This is a genomic window from Hydrocoleum sp. CS-953, from assembly GCF_002260545.1.
Classification (GTDB): Bacteria; Cyanobacteriota; Cyanobacteriia; order Cyanobacteriales; family Microcoleaceae; genus Trichodesmium.
On sequence record NZ_LGSU01001467.1, the window covers coordinates 1 to 15,624 of the forward strand.

11 protein-coding genes and 5 pseudogenes are annotated in these 15,624 nt (G+C 38.9%); 13 read left to right on the top strand and 3 right to left on the bottom strand.

All coding sequences use genetic code 11. The annotated features are described in order from the left end of the window. Positions 1–446 precede the first annotated feature (446 nt). Positions 447–827 (top strand): hypothetical protein, encoded by a 381-nt coding sequence (locus AFK68_RS31605; protein WP_094678081.1) that lies wholly within the window; start codon positions 447–449, stop codon positions 825–827. A 459-nt stretch (positions 828–1,286) separates the two neighbouring features. Here the strand turns inward: AFK68_RS31605 and AFK68_RS37665 are convergent. The 3 genes and pseudogenes from AFK68_RS37665 to AFK68_RS31615 form a co-directional block, all read right to left on the bottom strand. After that, positions 1,287–1,775: phycobilisome rod-core linker polypeptide (locus tag AFK68_RS37665; protein WP_246844583.1), on the bottom strand; the 489-nt coding region annotated here is incomplete at its 5' end. 1 nt (position 1,776) lies between these two features. Continuing rightward, positions 1,777–3,064 (bottom strand): annotated as a pseudogene (locus tag AFK68_RS42970) (phycobilisome rod-core linker polypeptide); the annotation flags it as partial. Position 3,065: 1 nt separating this feature from the next. After that, a pseudogene (locus AFK68_RS31615) lies at positions 3,066–4,383 on the bottom strand (phycobilisome rod-core linker polypeptide); the annotation flags it as partial. A 1,208-nt stretch (positions 4,384–5,591) separates the two neighbouring features. On the opposite strand from AFK68_RS31615, the gene AFK68_RS31620 reads away from it, so the two are divergent. The 12 genes and pseudogenes from AFK68_RS31620 to AFK68_RS31675 form a co-directional block, all read left to right on the top strand. Then, positions 5,592–6,791, top strand: a complete 1,200-nt coding sequence (locus tag AFK68_RS31620) for a bifunctional 2-polyprenyl-6-hydroxyphenol methylase/3-demethylubiquinol 3-O-methyltransferase UbiG (protein WP_094678083.1) — start codon at positions 5,592–5,594, stop codon at positions 6,789–6,791. 446 nt (positions 6,792–7,237) lie between these two features. Further along, a complete protein-coding gene (locus AFK68_RS31625) occupies positions 7,238–7,678 on the top strand; it encodes an ATP synthase subunit I (RefSeq protein WP_094678085.1) in 441 nt (146 codons plus the stop codon). Between the two features lie 240 nt (positions 7,679–7,918). Continuing rightward, a complete protein-coding gene (atpB, locus tag AFK68_RS31630; protein ID WP_094678087.1) occupies positions 7,919–8,665 on the top strand; it encodes a F0F1 ATP synthase subunit A in 747 nt (248 codons plus the stop codon). Positions 8,666–9,241: 576 nt separating this feature from the next. Next, positions 9,242–9,487, top strand: coding sequence for an ATP synthase F0 subunit C (gene atpE / locus AFK68_RS31635; RefSeq protein WP_011611801.1), 246 nt, complete (start codon positions 9,242–9,244; stop codon positions 9,485–9,487). 106 nt (positions 9,488–9,593) lie between these two features. Further along, positions 9,594–10,079 carry a F0F1 ATP synthase subunit B' gene (locus tag AFK68_RS31640; RefSeq protein WP_094678089.1) on the top strand — a complete coding sequence of 162 codons (486 nt, stop codon included), beginning with the start codon at positions 9,594–9,596 and terminating at the stop codon, positions 10,077–10,079. Positions 10,080–10,179: 100 nt separating this feature from the next. Then, positions 10,180–10,276: pseudogene (locus tag AFK68_RS42975) on the top strand (F0F1 ATP synthase subunit B'); the annotation flags it as partial. Between the two features lie 356 nt (positions 10,277–10,632). After that, positions 10,633–11,166: a F0F1 ATP synthase subunit B gene (locus tag AFK68_RS31650; protein WP_094678091.1), complete on the top strand. Its 534-nt coding sequence runs from the start codon at positions 10,633–10,635 to the stop codon at positions 11,164–11,166. After that, positions 11,163–11,711, top strand: a complete 549-nt coding sequence (gene atpH, locus AFK68_RS31655; protein ID WP_094678093.1) for an ATP synthase F1 subunit delta — start codon at positions 11,163–11,165, stop codon at positions 11,709–11,711. The genes AFK68_RS31650 and atpH overlap by 4 nt, the downstream gene beginning before the upstream one ends. Before the next feature lie 249 nt (positions 11,712–11,960). Then, positions 11,961–12,199, top strand: a pseudogene (locus AFK68_RS31660) (F0F1 ATP synthase subunit alpha); the annotation flags it as partial. A gap of 5 nt (positions 12,200–12,204) precedes the next feature. Then, positions 12,205–13,689, top strand: a complete 1,485-nt coding sequence (gene atpA, locus AFK68_RS31665) for a F0F1 ATP synthase subunit alpha (RefSeq protein WP_246844584.1) — start codon at positions 12,205–12,207, stop codon at positions 13,687–13,689. 347 nt (positions 13,690–14,036) lie between these two features. After that, positions 14,037–14,716: ATP synthase F1 subunit gamma (gene atpG, locus AFK68_RS31670; protein ID WP_143438496.1), on the top strand; the 680-nt coding region annotated here is incomplete at its 3' end. Between the two features lies 1 nt (position 14,717). Further along, positions 14,718–15,187 (top strand): annotated as a pseudogene (locus AFK68_RS31675) (F0F1 ATP synthase subunit gamma); the annotation flags it as partial. Positions 15,188–15,624: the final 437 nt, after the last annotated feature.

Genomic DNA, 15,624 nt, shown 5'->3' on the forward strand with positions numbered 1-15,624 from the left:
AGAGAAACAATGAATTTATTTTCCTTTTATTCAATCCTATCCGTTTTAGGGAGAGGTAATTATCAATTATCAATTATCAATTATTGAACTTATGTAAGGTTTTTCCTTTTCTTCTTCCTTCTCTCCTAACCGATGCTACCGGACATGATATTAAGCAGATTTGATATTATATCATGTCCGTTGGTATCGGAGCGTGTAAAAGTTGGGGAAAGAGCTAGCATTAGCAAGGTTTTTCCTTCTTCCTTCTTCTTTCTTCCTTCTTCTTTCTTCCTTCTTCCTTCTTCCTTACCTTCCCTATACAAGACCGATGCTACCGGACATGATATTAAATATCACTTTTGACTTTTGACTTTTAACTTTTGACTTCCGTGAAGTGAAACAGTATGAGAATGTTGCATAATTAAACTGACTTAAATTCAATTTTAACTACTCCAAGGAGACAAAAAATGGAAGCTCAACAATATGAATTCGATCAATCTCAAAACGAACTAATTCTCGACTTATCCAATAAAATGCGCTTTGTCAGTTACTTTCTAATTGCTGGAGGAGTTCTTTCCGGAATCATTGGTTTATTGGATTTAAATGCAGGTGTTGTCATTCCAGCAGTTGTTGATATACTTATTGGTGTTTGGACTTTAAAAGCTGCTTCTTCTTTTAAACTTATTGTTGATACTCAAGGAAACGATATTGTTAACCTCATGGGAGCATTAGGCGAACTCCGAAAATTATACCGACTACAATATTGGTTATTAATTATTACCTTAGTTTTTCTAGCGATCGCTCTTGTTATAGGTATTGTTGCAGTTATTGTAGCATCTAGCAGATAGGTTAGGATATTTATCAATGCTTAAACTGGCAATGGAAGTGTTATCAGAAACCGGGTTTATGGGAGAGAGATTTCAGCAAGCGTAGGGCACTTCATATAAACCCGGTTTCTCGTTTCTCTGCTTTATTTATACCGACACTGCCGGGTTTGATATAATATCATGTCCGGTTGAATAGTTAGAATTAAAGCTCGTATAATTGCTATAGCCCTCGAAATATCTACCTTCGGGCTAAACCCCAACTACAAACAAAAGCTTTTTTTATCACTAATTATTCGGACATGATATGACTTATGACTTCAGCTAAAAAAATCCCCTACTATAAAAATCTATAGCAGGGGAAACAATATTAATTCAAACGGAATGCTCCGCAAACAGCTATTAGCCTTTAGAGGTAGGTTTTAAATCATCTTCTAAACATTTACTGCTGAGTGCTGAGTGCTGATTGCTGATTGCTAATTGTTAACTGCGATCTGTTACAGCTACTGGTTCAAAACTAGGTACAACCAAATCCTCATTCTGCTTAGTCAACTGATTATACAACCTTTCAGTATTCGGGAAGTTAGCAGCAGGAAGAGTTGGGAAACGACGATAAGGAACAGTATCCTCACCAAACATCTCACTGTATTCAACACTATTTACCATAGCGCCGATAAAACCCTTAATACCTGAAGTCGCTAAAATCTGATTATACTTCCGAATCTCAACTTGATTGAGAGGAGCGCGACCTAAGAAATGCTTAGTACCAAGTTCAATCACCTTAGTATTAGGATAAGGTGTGTAGAACTCCTTAATATAAAGTTGAGAACAACCTAATCCCTCAATGAACTCCTTGAGATTAATTTCATTATTCCCTAACTTACTTTCCAGAGAAGAGAACTCAGTCCTAACTATATAAGCATCGATATCCCGCTCAAAAATCTGACGGTAAGCAGCAGCAATAACCATTTTNAGAACAACCTAATCCCTCAATGAACTCCTTGAGATTAATTTCATTATTCCCTAACTTACTTTCCAGAGAAGAGAACTCAGTCCTAACTATATAAGCATCGATATCCCGCTCAAAAATCTGACGGTAAGCAGCAGCAATAACCATTTTCAACTGTTGCTGATCTTCGGTACTTGTTAACTTAAATACCTTAGACTGCTCCCGTTGCTTGTTAACACCTTGAATAACTCGAACCTCAACATCAGGTTCGCTGCGAACTTCCCCAGGAGTTCCCAACTCAACAAATCTTGGTGTTGTTTCTGTCTCAACTTGCAGATTTTTGTCACCAATACTGCCTACCCTTGTATTTCGTAAAGATAAACCAGCAGGAGTTAAGTAGCGTTCGTAAGGAATAGTATCTTCCCCAAAAGCTTCGTTATATTCTTTACCATCAATAATGGCATCAACTAGAGCATAAAAACCCTTCTTAGCACAAATATCAAAGTAAGAATTAATTTCCTTACGACCATAAGTCGGACGACCTAACAACCGCCGATGAATATACTCAACCGCCTTACATACATACAAGGAAGTCCAATACATATTTCTGAAAGTGTCAGACTTCGCCAGAGCGCGAATAAACTCGCGAAGAGTGATATCACCATTTTCCAGTCTGTTCTCAGCACTTTTCAGACGTTGACCATCGTAAACATCCCGACCAAATACCTGACGATAAGCAGCAGCGATAATCTTTTGAGTAGAAACTTCAGAATACTTAATGCTAGCACCGTTACTACCACCAGAGTTACTGAAACCACTACTAACATAACCACTAGGTAGTTGATCCAACTTGAATACCTTCGGACCTAGAGAACCAGGATTTTGAGCTACTGCACCAGGGTTACTAATTTGGTTATCAATACCAGCGCCCTGACGAATTAAAATCCGACGAGTATCTTTACCGAAAGGTGCAGGACGATTTTTGGGGTTGCGAGTTTCTTTCGGGAATATTGCCCCAAACTGAATTTCTAATGGGTCGTTACCAGTACCATAAACGTGCTGATCTGGCAACGGTTGATTATAGTCAGCAAATAAAGTAACAAACTGAGGTACCTTCCGGAAAGGGGCACTATAGTTAAATAAGTCAAGTTGTACTCCCCAGTTACGACATTCCTGAGCCTCTTGACCTAAACCACGCAAATATGGTACAGTCTCTTCCCCAAAATAATCGGAGTATTCTTGAGAGTCCACCATAGCATCTACTAAAGCGGACAAACCACCTTTAGTAACAATGTCAAAATATTTTCTAAACNGAGGTACCTTCCGGAAAGGGGCACTATAGTTAAATAAGTCAAGTTGTACTCCCCAGTTACGACATTCCTGAGCCTCTTGACCTAAACCACGCAAATATGGTACAGTCTCTTCCCCAAAATAATCGGAGTATTCTTGAGAGTCCACCATAGCATCTACTAAAGCGGACAAACCACCTTTAGTAACAATGTCAAAATATTTTCTAAACTCTTCTGGTGAACTTAAACCACGGCCCAAGAAGTGACGAGTAGCCAGTTCCACTACACGGCTATTAACAAATCCTTCATAGAACTCTTTCCGGTACAGAGGAGATTTGCCCAAACGACGAATAAACTCCTTCATAGAGATTTCGCAGTTTTTGGCCTGAGATTCCAGGTAGGAAATATTCAAGCGATAAGCTCGGGTAATGTCCCGTTCAAATACCTGGCGATAAGCTGCTTTAATGACATCCTGTTTTTCAAAGTTAGACAAACCAGGCTTCATTACAAACTTTTGTCGTCTTTCGGCAGCATTGAAGTAAATTTGTGGTAATTCTAGACCTTGCTGATCTGAACTCTGACCCTGGCGTTGCTTATTAGAAGGTGTTGCCCCACGAAACTCCGTTAAAAGTACATCAAAGTATTGGGCAACGATGTCCTTAGCTTCCTGGTCTTGAAAATATCTAATCGAAGCTTGTCGCATCTGTTGGATAGCCACAATAGTAGCTGCACTAGAACAAGCATTCTCAATAATTTCTCTTAAACCACGAACGTTCACTGAAATAATGTTAGGGTCTCCGGCCACAATAGCATAAGTAATGTACCGTAAGAACCAGGATAAGTCCCGCAAAGATTTAGTCATATTAGCGGGGCCATACTTAGACACAGGAATTGGTCGGAAACCAGCAGGTATGGGGCCAGCACTACTTCCACCTATATTAGTAAACAGGTTGCGTAAACCTTGAAGTGGGTTACTTCCACCCTTTTTCTCCACATAAGTAACAGTACCCAGTTTCATACCTTCAGAAACTGAAGTTGTTGTCGCAGCAACAGCACTCATGGCCATTGGTGTTTCATCAGGCTTTTCCAAGAAAGCCATAGGAGAACCACCAGTAAAAATAGTATTGGCGGCAACAGAAACAATTCTTTCTGAATTATTGGTCAATATTTGAGCAATTTCTAAACGTTTGGCTCCCGAACTAAAAAATGTTGCCAGTTCGTCTAGTTCACCTTTTCCTAGAAAGCGGTCTTGTTGTTCCGCTTGAGAAATAGTTGATGCTGGTACAGTTTGATATAGTTGCGGACGTGCAACTGAACTTCCACCACTTGCTTTGACAGTCATTCTATTTTTGTCGCTCCCTATTTGAAGTTTTTACAGCTTCTATTCAGACTGTTTAATTTGAATTTTTATGATATTTCCAACAGGCTTTCCTTTGAGGAAAAGCACAGTTTTCTTAAGGTAAGCCTGAAGATATTTTCTGCCATCAAAGCTGATATTAAAACCAAATCAATAATTGATCATTTTTTTGGTTTTAATACTTTAGACAGAAAACTTGATTTGTACTCCAGCTTCTGTACTATTCCAGAGTTAATGGGTGATTTAGGGGGTTTTATGTACCTAAATAAGGTTTATGTGTTTCCCACATGCCCCTTTAAACAACACCATATTTGTTTAAGTTCTACAGTTAAAATACTGTAGGTTNTTGATTTGTACTCCAGCTTCTGTACTATTCCAGAGTTAATGGGTGATTTAGGGGGTTTTATGTACCTAAATAAGGTTTATGTGTTTCCCACATGCCCCTTTAAACAACACCATATTTGTTTAAGTTCTACAGTTAAAATACTGTAGGTTAAAATCAAATTTTTGATTTCGATATTAGCATCAGAAACTTAGACCTTGTTTGGGTAAGTATTATGCTAGAGTTGAGTTTTATATTTAGGTATTGCTTCCCCCAAAATGCCTCATTTATTAGTATCATTGTTTTACTATTAAACTTGGGTTTTTGTAACAGTAATTCGATCTAAATATTGACGCTAAAGAAAGTAGGTATTTTGGCTATTTTTACTTTCTAGCTTTTACCGATCTGTTTCAAGGTAAAATGTTTTGGGCTAACTACCTGCTTTTGTTAAAAAACCTTACAGAATTTTATTTTATAGATTTATGGTCATTTATCTTAGAAAAAATAATAAATTTTGTTAAGTAATTGTTGATAATTGGGAGACTAGGCCATTTCAGTTATCACTTAACAGTACCTCTGGCTGTTAGCTCCGCATGACCTAGGAAAGCTAAAGGCTGGAAATACTGAAGTTGATTTTCTCTTGGTCGATTAGATATGGCGTTTAGCTCGCGCACAACTTTCCTGACGGAATACTCTGCAAACGACCGCTTTTTCATTCCCTTAATAAGGTCAGGCTATTGATATTTTTTGGTCAAATCTTGCTCAACTAATTCTTTTAGTTTTTAACTTTTGTGTAGTAACACTAAGTTTTCCCCATATTCTCAACAATCATCTGTATTCCCACACTCAATCTTATTTTTTTTACTCGAATATGAAAGATAAACTTGATATTAGTTCTGCCGTTGAAGGACTCTATGATACTTTTCCATTTCCTCCAGACCCTTTAGTAGATGAAGCACCTCCTGGATACAATTGGCGCTGGAGTTGGCCAGTAGCTTATAGTTTTTGCAGTGGTCAAAAACCGAAAAAACAAGATATTAGAATTTTAGATGCAGGTTGTGGTACAGGTTCTAGTACAGATTATTTGGTTCACCTCAACCCTCAAGCATCTGTAGTCGGAATAGATTTAAGTAGTGGTGCTTTACGGGTGGCAAAGGAAAGGTGTAACCGTTCGGGAGCTTCGCAAGTCGAATTTCATCATCTCAGCATATATGATGTGGGCAAATTAGAGGGAGAGTTTGACTTTATTAATTGTGTGGGGGTACTGCACCATTTACCCGATCCAATTCGAGGTATACAAAATCTAGCTTTGAAGTTAGCCCCTGGTGGAATTATGCACATCTTTGTTTATGCAGAGTTGGGGCGCTGGGAAATTAGTTTGATGCAGCAGGCGATCGCTATCCTTCAAGGTAATGAACGTGGCAACTACAAAGATGGAGTGAAAATCGGACGTCAACTTTTTGCTTCTCTACCAGAAAATAATCGTCTTGTCAAATATGAACAGGAAAGATGGGCTTTTGAAAATAAACGAGATGAGTGCTTTGCAGATATGTATGTCCATCCCCAGGAGATTGACTATAATATTGATACCCTTTTTGAATTAATACAAGCATCTGGTTTAGAGTTTCTCGGATTTTCCAATTCGGAATATTGGGATATTAAACGACTTCTAGGAAAATCTCCTGAATTGATAGAAAGAGCAATTGACTTAAATGACCAGGAACTTTATCGTTTGATTGAGTTATTAGACCCTCAAATTAGCCATTACGAGTTTTTCTTGGGGAGACCACCTCTACAGAAGGTTGATTGGTCTAACGATCAGTTTCTCAGTGCAGCAATACCTGAATTAAGTCCTTGTATCCAGGGATGGCCGAGCGAAAATATATTTGATGGTGACTATAAATTGGTAAATTTGTCAAGGGAAGAATATGAATTTTTGCAAGCTTGTGATAATGGGACAAACAGCCAATCTCAAGTAACAGTAGGAGAAATACTAACAAATGTGCCAGTAGGACTAGAAACTGTGCGATCGCTTCAATCCAAACTTTTAATTTTACTCACTCCTAGCTAGTAGGGGGGATGGCCACTCGATCCTACATTCTTATACTGTGACTANTGGTAAATTTGTCAAGGGAAGAATATGAATTTTTGCAAGCTTGTGATAATGGGACAAACAGCCAATCTCAAGTAACAGTAGGAGAAATACTAACAAATGTGCCAGTAGGACTAGAAACTGTGCGATCGCTTCAATCCAAACTTTTAATTTTACTCACTCCTAGCTAGTAGGGGGGATGGCCACTCGATCCTACATTCTTATACTGTGACTAAATTTCAGATTATCGTAGGGGTTTAGTCTCCAAACCCAAGCAGCAAGCGATTTGGAGACCAAACCCCTACAGTTTTTTCTCACAAATCATTTCATATTGCTATATCTATTAGGTATGCTTGCTCCAACATGATATGATGACTCTTGGCATATAAAAAAAGCCTACCACTTGTGATTAGTATCTAATTTTTGTGAATACATCTGATACATCACCAGAAACCATAACTGTTGAAAGTAATACTTCAGAAGTAGGTACTGTATCAGCAGAACCAGATCCTTCAATACAAGAGTATTACAAACTGCAACAGGAATTATATGTAATCACCTTGACAATTACAGGTATAATATTTATCTTTGTCTGGGTTTTTTACTCCCTAAACATAGCTCTAAATTATTTGATAGGAGCAACTACAAGTGTGGTTTACTTAAGAATGTTGGCTAAAGATGTTGAGCGTATTGGCAGAGAAAAAGGAGGTCTAAGTAAAACAAGACTAGCTATATTTGTTGGGTTGATTATAGTAGCAACTCAGTTAAATGAGCTAAAAATTTTACCGATTTTCCTAGGATTTCTGACTTACAAAGCAGCCCTAATCATATATGTACTGCGAACATCGCTGATGCCTAATTCATAAGTATATTAAAAAAGCGGTCAGCAGTCAGCAAGATTATTTTTTGAAAGTTTAGAAGGCTATTTAAACCCATGCTAAACAATCCTACTTATTTGGAAGTAGGGTATTTTAATCGTAGGGGCGAATGGCCATTCGCCCCTACAAGCTGACATCTGTTTGCGGAGCATTCCGGAACGGAAATGCAAAAAGCTGATAGCTAGTTAATTCACACCTTGACATAAATCGGGAAGCCTGAGAACCAAAATGCTAGATGTTTTAAACACTATTAACTTTTTACCTCTGGCTGAGTTGGAAGTTGGCCAGCATTTTTACTGGGAACTAGGTAGTCTCAAAATACATGGGCAAATTTTACTCACATCTTGGTTTGTGATTGCCCTGATACTTTTGGCTGCTTTGCTAGGCTCACTTAATGTGCAGCGAATTCCTAGTGGGATGCAAAATTTCATGGAGTCTGTCCTGGAATTTATCCGCAGTCTAACAAAAGACCAGATTGGTGAAAAAGATTATCGCCCTTGGGTACCATTTGTTGGTACGTTGTTCTTGTTTATATTTGTGTCAAATTGGTCAGGAGCGTTAGTCCCTTGGAAAGTAATAGAACTACCTGCAGGAGAACTAGCTGCCCCTACAAGTGACATTAATACAACAGTGGCATTGGCACTACTGACTTCCATAGCATATTTTTATGCAGGTATCAGTAAAAAAGGCTTAGGATATTTTGCTGGTTATGCCGAACCAGTACCTTTTATGGTCCCATTTAAGATCATAGAAGATTTTACCAAGCCTCTATCCCTAAGCTTCCGTTTATTTGGTAATATCCTCGCAGATGAATTGGTAGTAGGAGTGCTAGTTCTGCTAGTACCTCTGTTTATTCCTTTACCACTGATGGTTTTGGGTCTATTCTTAAGTGCTATTCAGGCACTAATTTTTGCAACCCTAGCTGCTAACTACATCGGAGAAGCTTTAGAAGAACACGGCGAACATCACGATTAAGAGAATAAGTAGGCAGTAGAAAAAAAACTTGCTCAAAAAAAACTCAAAATCTGGTATTCTAAGCTGTTAGTGGGATAAAAAGTTACCAGATTCACTATAGATAGAAGATGGTAGAGTAAAAAGTCCCCACAAAAAGAAGAATCCAGGGTGTCAGAACCCCTGGAGATGTCAAAAGTAAAATTCAGAGTTGATGAGTGATGTGAGATAAAAGCAAGAAATTTGAACTGGTTCAGTTTCAGACTCCACTTCAATCATCACATCAATTCNCTGTTAGTGGGATAAAAAGTTACCAGATTCACTATAGATAGAAGATGGTAGAGTAAAAAGTCCCCACAAAAAGAAGAATCCAGGGTGTCAGAACCCCTGGAGATGTCAAAAGTAAAATTCAGAGTTGATGAGTGATGTGAGATAAAAGCAAGAAATTTGAACTGGTTCAGTTTCAGACTCCACTTCAATCATCACATCAATTCATCTAGAACGAGTGACCATTTTGTAGTTGATTGCACTACAGTGTAATCAATATATTTCTAATCGTCAAGTTTGTACTTTAAGTTAAACAAAGGAAAGAGAATTATTATGGATCCATTGATTGCTGCTGCTTCCGTTGTTGCTGCTGCTTTAGCTGTAGGTTTAGGTGCTATTGGTCCTGGAATTGGTCAAGGAAATGCAGCAGGTCAAGCTGTAGAAGGTATTGCTCGTCAGCCAGAAGCAGAAGGAAAAATTCGAGGCACATTACTGTTGAGCTTGGCATTTATGGAAGCTTTAACAATTTACGGTCTAGTGGTATCACTGGTGTTGCTATTTGCTAACCCATTTGCATAAAACCCCTGATTTATAGAAAGTAGGGATTTTAGATTTTTGATTTTGGAGATCGAAAATCTAAAATCTTTAAATCAAAAACTATGGGAACCACCAAAGATTAGAGAAAATGATAAATTGGACAATTTTACTAGCTGTTGAGGAAGTAGCAGAAAAGGGTGGTTTGTTTGACATCAACGCAACTCTACCCTTGATGGCAATTCAATTTCTACTTCTGGCTTTTGTCTTGGACAAAATTTTTTATAAGCCTCTGGGTAAAGCTATAGATTCTCGTGCAGATTATATTCGCGACAATCAACTACAAGCAGAAGAACGTTTGGCCAAGGCTAAACAATTAGCCGAACAATACGAGCAAGAGTTAGCAGAAAGCCGTAAAAAATCTCAGGCGGTTATTGTTGCAGCTCAAGCAGAAGCTCAGAAAATAGCAGCCACAAAAGTTGCTGAAGCTCAACAGGAAGCACAAGCAAAAAGAGAACAGGCAGCTCAAGAAATAGAGCGGGAAAAGCAAACAGCTATGGAACAGTTAGAACAACAGGTAGACTCTCTGAGTCGCCAAATTCTAGAAAAACTATTAGGACCAGAATTGGTCAGATAGCAAAATTTAGAATTCAGAATTTAACAATAATGTTCTAACCTTTGCTTCGACTGCTATAACTAAGCTCAACATCGAACAAGATAATTAAAGGCTTTTCATNGGAAAAGCAAACAGCTATGGAACAGTTAGAACAACAGGTAGACTCTCTGAGTCGCCAAATTCTAGAAAAACTATTAGGACCAGAATTGGTCAGATAGCAAAATTTAGAATTCAGAATTTAACAATAATGTTCTAACCTTTGCTTCGACTGCTATAACTAAGCTCAACATCGAACAAGATAATTAAAGGCTTTTCATTAATTGATAATGGATAATGAATAATGGATAATTATTTTTGTTTAACTTTCGCTCCGCGACATGAAAAGCGTTTCGGCAGTCGCCGAAATGAATACGCAGCATTGCGGACCGAAAGCTTTGCGGAACGCTTTCCATAATTATCAATTATCAATTATTCATTGAAAAGGAGAGGCAATAAAGCCCGATTGATTAATTATCAATTATCAATTATCAATTATCAATTATCCATTGGTAATGGCTGACTATCAAAGAATATCATGTTAAATGTTTTATGGCTAGCTACAGAAGCTAGTGCAGAAGAAGGTTTTGGTCTAAACTTTGATCTTTTAGACACAAACCTGATTAATTTAGGGATTCTAATTGCAGTTCTGCTGTATTTTGCGCCAGGTTTCATTGGGAAAATTCTTAGTGAAAGACGCGCTACTATTGAACAGGCAATCAAAGAAGCAGAACAGCGTCAACAACAAGCAGCAGCAGCATTAGCAGAACAACAACAAAATTTGACCCAAGCTCAAGCAGAAGCAGAAAAAATTCTAGCAACTGCGGAAACAAGGGCGCAGGAAGTCAAAGAAAGAATTGCACTGCAGGCCGAACAAGATATTGAGCGGATGAAAGCTACTGCTAACCAAGAAATGGATACTGAAAAAGATAAGGCAATTGCTCAACTGCGCTCAATTGTGGCATCTAAAGCATTAGCACAAGTAGAATCTCGACTCAAAGAAACTTTAGATGAGAATGCCCAGCAACAATTAATAGATCGTAGCATGGGCCTACTAGGAGGTCAATTATGAGTATAATTGCTGGTGAAATTGTAGAACCCTACGCAGCAGCTCTAATGTCCTTGGCTAAATCAAAAGAGCTGACTGAGAGGTTTGCTGAAGATGTGCGTGGCCTGATTAATATCATGGATGAATCCCCAGAATTGAAGCAATTTATGGGAAATCCAGTTATTAAGCCAGAGGACAAAAAAGCAGTGGTACAACGCATGGTGGGAGAACAAGTAGATCCCTTTATGCGTAATTTTTTAATGCTGCTAATTGATAGAGGTCGGATTATTTTTCTAGAACAGATTGGAAAACAATACTTAGCATTATTGCGGGAACTGAATCAAACTGTTTTAGCAGAAGTTACCTCGACAGTAGAATTAAACGAAGACCAAAAAAATACAGTCCGCGAACGAGTCAAATCAATGACTGGTGCAAGGGAAGTAGAAATCGAAACTAAGATCGACCCTAGTCTACTGGGTGGTGTCATTATCAAAATAGGTTCTCAGATAATTGACTCTAGTTTGCAAGGCCAACTGCGTCGAATTGGCGTTAGCCTCAAGGCAGTATAGCAGGGAGCAGGGAGCAGGGAACAGGGAATAGGGAACAGGGAACAGGGAACAGGGGATAAGTTGGAAAAACATTTCTAAGATTTGTCGTCCGCATAAGTCCTAACTAATTCTTTCTTAGCTATAGCAGTCCAAAGTTAAATTATTGCTGTGACTATATTTGAGAGTTTGAGGAATTTCCCGACTGCCCTGGCAACTGCTATATAAGACTCGCTCAATTTTTGTAAAACAACTTGACAACAGAAAAAGAAAATGGTAGCAATTAGACCTGACGAAATTAGCCAAATTATTCGCGACCAAATAGAACAGTATGACCAAGACGTAAAGGTATCTAATGTTGGTACTGTTCTCCAAGTGGGTGATGGTATTGCCCGTATTTATGGGCTAGACAAAGTAATGGCCGGAGAACTGGTAGAGTTCGCAGATGGTACTATAGGTATTGCCCAAAACCTAGAAGAAGACAACGTAGGTGCGGTATTAATGGGTGAGGGNCCAAATTATTCGCGACCAAATAGAACAGTATGACCAAGACGTAAAGGTATCTAATGTTGGTACTGTTCTCCAAGTGGGTGATGGTATTGCCCGTATTTATGGGCTAGACAAAGTAATGGCCGGAGAACTGGTAGAGTTCGCAGATGGTACTATAGGTATTGCCCAAAACCTAGAAGAAGACAACGTAGGTGCGGTATTAATGGGTGAGGGCAGAGAAATCCAAGAAGGATCTGCTGTAACCGCTACAGGTAGAATTGCCCAGGTGCCAGTAGGAGATGCGTTGATTGGTCGGGTGGTTGATGGCCTCGGTCGTGCAATTGACGGTAAAGGAGATATTCAAACCACTGACAGTCGCTTGTTGGAATCTCCAGCTCCAGGAATTATCGATCGCCGTTCTGTTCACGAACCTATGCAAACAGGTATTACTGCGATTGACTCTATGATTCCTATTGGTAGAGGTCAGCGGGAATTAATCATTGGTGACAGACAAACAGGTAAAACAGCGATCGCCATCGATACTATTATTAACCAAAAAGGCGAAGATGTTGTTTGTGTATATGTAGCTATTGGTCAAAAAGCTTCTACAGTAGCTCAGGTAGTAGGTACTCTGGAAGAAAAAGGCGCACTAGATTATACAGTTGTAGTAGCTGCTAACGCTAGTGACCCTGCAACTCTGCAATACTTGGCTCCTTACACTGGTGCGACTATTGCCGAATACTTCATGTACAAAGGCAAAGCAACTCTGGTAATCTACGATGACCTTTCTAAGCAAGCTCAAGCTTATCGTCAGGTATCCTTACTATTACGTCGTCCACCAGGTCGGGAAGCATATCCAGGAGACGTATTTTATCTCCACTCTCGTCTCCTAGAAAGAGCTGCTAAACTGAGTGACAAACTCGGTGCAGGTAGTATGACTGCTCTACCAATTATTGAAACTCAAGCAGGTGACGTTTCAGCTTACATTCCTACTAACGTAATTTCTATTACTGACGGTCAAATCTTCTTATCTAGTGACCTATTCAACTCAGGTTTCCGCCCAGCGGTGAATGCTGGTGTTTCTGTATCCAGGGTGGGTTCTGCGGCTCAAACTAAAGCAATTAAAAAGGTTGCTGGTAAAATTAAGTTAGAGCTAGCTCAGTTTGCTGAATTAGAAGCATTCTCCCAGTTTGCGTCTGACCTGGATAAAGCTACTCAAAATCAACTGGCACGGGGTCAACGTTTACGGGAAATTTTGAAGCAACCTCAAAACTCACCTCGGTCACTTTCTGAACAGGTAGTAGCAATTTATTCTGGTATTAATGGTTACTTGGATGATATTCCTCTGGAGAAAGTAGCTAAGTTTATTGCTGGTTTACTAGATTACTTTAACAATAGTAAGCCTAAGTTCGGTGAAATAATTAGCACTGAAAAGGTACTTACCGATGAAGCACAAGCTCTGTTAAAAGAGGGTATCACTGAGTATAAGCAAACATTCTTGGTATCAGCTTAGTAGATTAGTTGCTCCTCGGTGATAGATAGTTAGTGGTTAGTTGTTAATGGTAAACAACAATTAACCACTATTATTAGTTAGATAAATTGACTAACTAAATGCTGAAAAAATTAGTGGCGTGACACACCTAAAATGTTGCAATAGTAGGGGCGGGTTTCCACGTTAAATTAATGAGTCTTCACATTTGATTGGATAAACCCGCCCCGAATTATCTAATACACCATTTTACCTGTGTCGGTCTACTAGATTAAATACAGAGTTTTTAAGAAAGTTGAATCTAGTTGACCCACAAGAAAAAGTCAAGGCTTTTCCTTCTTCCTTCTTCCTTCTTCACTTATTCAAAAACAATGCCTAATTTAAAAGCTATTCGCGATCGCATCAAATCGATCAAAAACACAAAAAAAATTACAGAAGCAATGCGTCTAGTGGCAGCAGCTAAAGTGCGTCGTGCCCAAGAACAAGTAATTGCTACAAGACCTTTTGCCGATCGCCTTGCTCAAGTTTTATATGGACTTGCCGAACGTTTACAGTTTGAAAGTTTAGACCTACCCCTACTCCAACAAAGGGAAATTAAAACAGTTGGGTTATTAGTCATTTCTGGAAATCGTGGTCTGTGTGGTAGTTATAATACGAGTATTATTAAGCGTGCAGAAACTAGGGCGCGTGAACTCACAGAACAAGGAATTGATTATAAATATATATTGGTAGGGCGCAAAGCCATTCAATATTTCCAACGTAGAGAAGTTCCGATTTTAAATACTTATGATAACCCTGAAAAAATCCCAACTGCTGAGAACGCTTCAGCACTGAGCGATGAAATGCTTGCTGATTTTCTCTCAGGTTCAATAGATAGGGTAGAGTTAGTTTATACTAAGTTTATCTCACTAATTAGTTCTAAACCTGTAGTTCAAACTATCTTACCTCTCGATCCTCAAGGTTTGGAAGTTCAGGATGATGAAATCTTCCGTTTGACTACTAAAGGTGGTGAGTTTGAAGTATCACGAGAAAAGGTTGCTGTACCTACTAANTTGCTGATTTTCTCTCAGGTTCAATAGATAGGGTAGAGTTAGTTTATACTAAGTTTATCTCACTAATTAGTTCTAAACCTGTAGTTCAAACTATCTTACCTCTCGATCCTCAAGGTTTGGAAGTTCAGGATGATGAAATCTTCCGTTTGACTACTAAAGGTGGTGAGTTTGAAGTATCACGAGAAAAGGTTGCTGTACCTACTAAGAGTCTCCCCCGCGACATGATTTTTGAGCAACAGCCAACTCAAATTTTAGAGGCTCTGTTACCATTATTCTTGACTAACCAGTTATTGAGAGCGTGGCAAGAGTCATCTGCTAGTGAGTTAGCATCTCGGATGACTGCGATGAGTAATGCTAGTGATAATGCTAGTGAATTGGCTGGTACATTAACTCTTTCTTATAATAAGGCTCGGCAAGCTGCTATTACTCAAGAATTGCTTGAGGTTGTAGGTGGTGCTAATGCTCTGTAGTAATAGCGTTTCACGGAAGTCAAAAGTCAAAAGTCAAAAGTAAGATTTTATCGGATCAAAATTTTGACTATACAGTAACTTCAGGAAATAATTTCACATCTAAAGTTTGAATCTATTTGTGACGTCCTTAAAGTAAATTGCTGTAACTCAGTTATCAGTTGTCAAAGAATCTTTGTCTTTGTCTGAGATAGTATTTATGTGCTAAACGACTTTTGAAAATTCTATTGTGAATACGTCTGGGATGACTCAGGCGTATTTTTTCCATTTTTTCTTATAGCAGGGAATAGGGAATAGGGAACAGCGGTGCGACCCCGCGACGACAAAAGTCGCAAGCGGTCAGACCCCGCGTCGCCGACAGCTCGCTTGCGGAATGCTGACCAAGAGAGGGAATAGTTGGAAAAATATTTCCGCATTCAATCTCCCCCACTCCCCTACTC

Coding starts and splice junctions, on each gene's coding strand:
- AFK68_RS31605 (WP_094678081.1), top strand. CDS start 447: ATGGAAGCTCAACAATATGAATTCGATCAATCTCAAAACGAACTAATT.
- atpE (WP_011611801.1), top strand. CDS start 9,242: ATGGATCCATTGATTGCTGCTGCTTCCGTTGTTGCTGCTGCTTTAGCT.
- AFK68_RS31620 (WP_094678083.1), top strand. CDS start 5,592: ATGAAAGATAAACTTGATATTAGTTCTGCCGTTGAAGGACTCTATGAT.
- AFK68_RS31640 (WP_094678089.1), top strand. CDS start 9,594: ATGATAAATTGGACAATTTTACTAGCTGTTGAGGAAGTAGCAGAAAAG.
- atpH (WP_094678093.1), top strand. CDS start 11,163: ATGAGTATAATTGCTGGTGAAATTGTAGAACCCTACGCAGCAGCTCTA.
- AFK68_RS31650 (WP_094678091.1), top strand. CDS start 10,633: ATGTTAAATGTTTTATGGCTAGCTACAGAAGCTAGTGCAGAAGAAGGT.
- atpB (WP_094678087.1), top strand. CDS start 7,919: ATGCTAGATGTTTTAAACACTATTAACTTTTTACCTCTGGCTGAGTTG.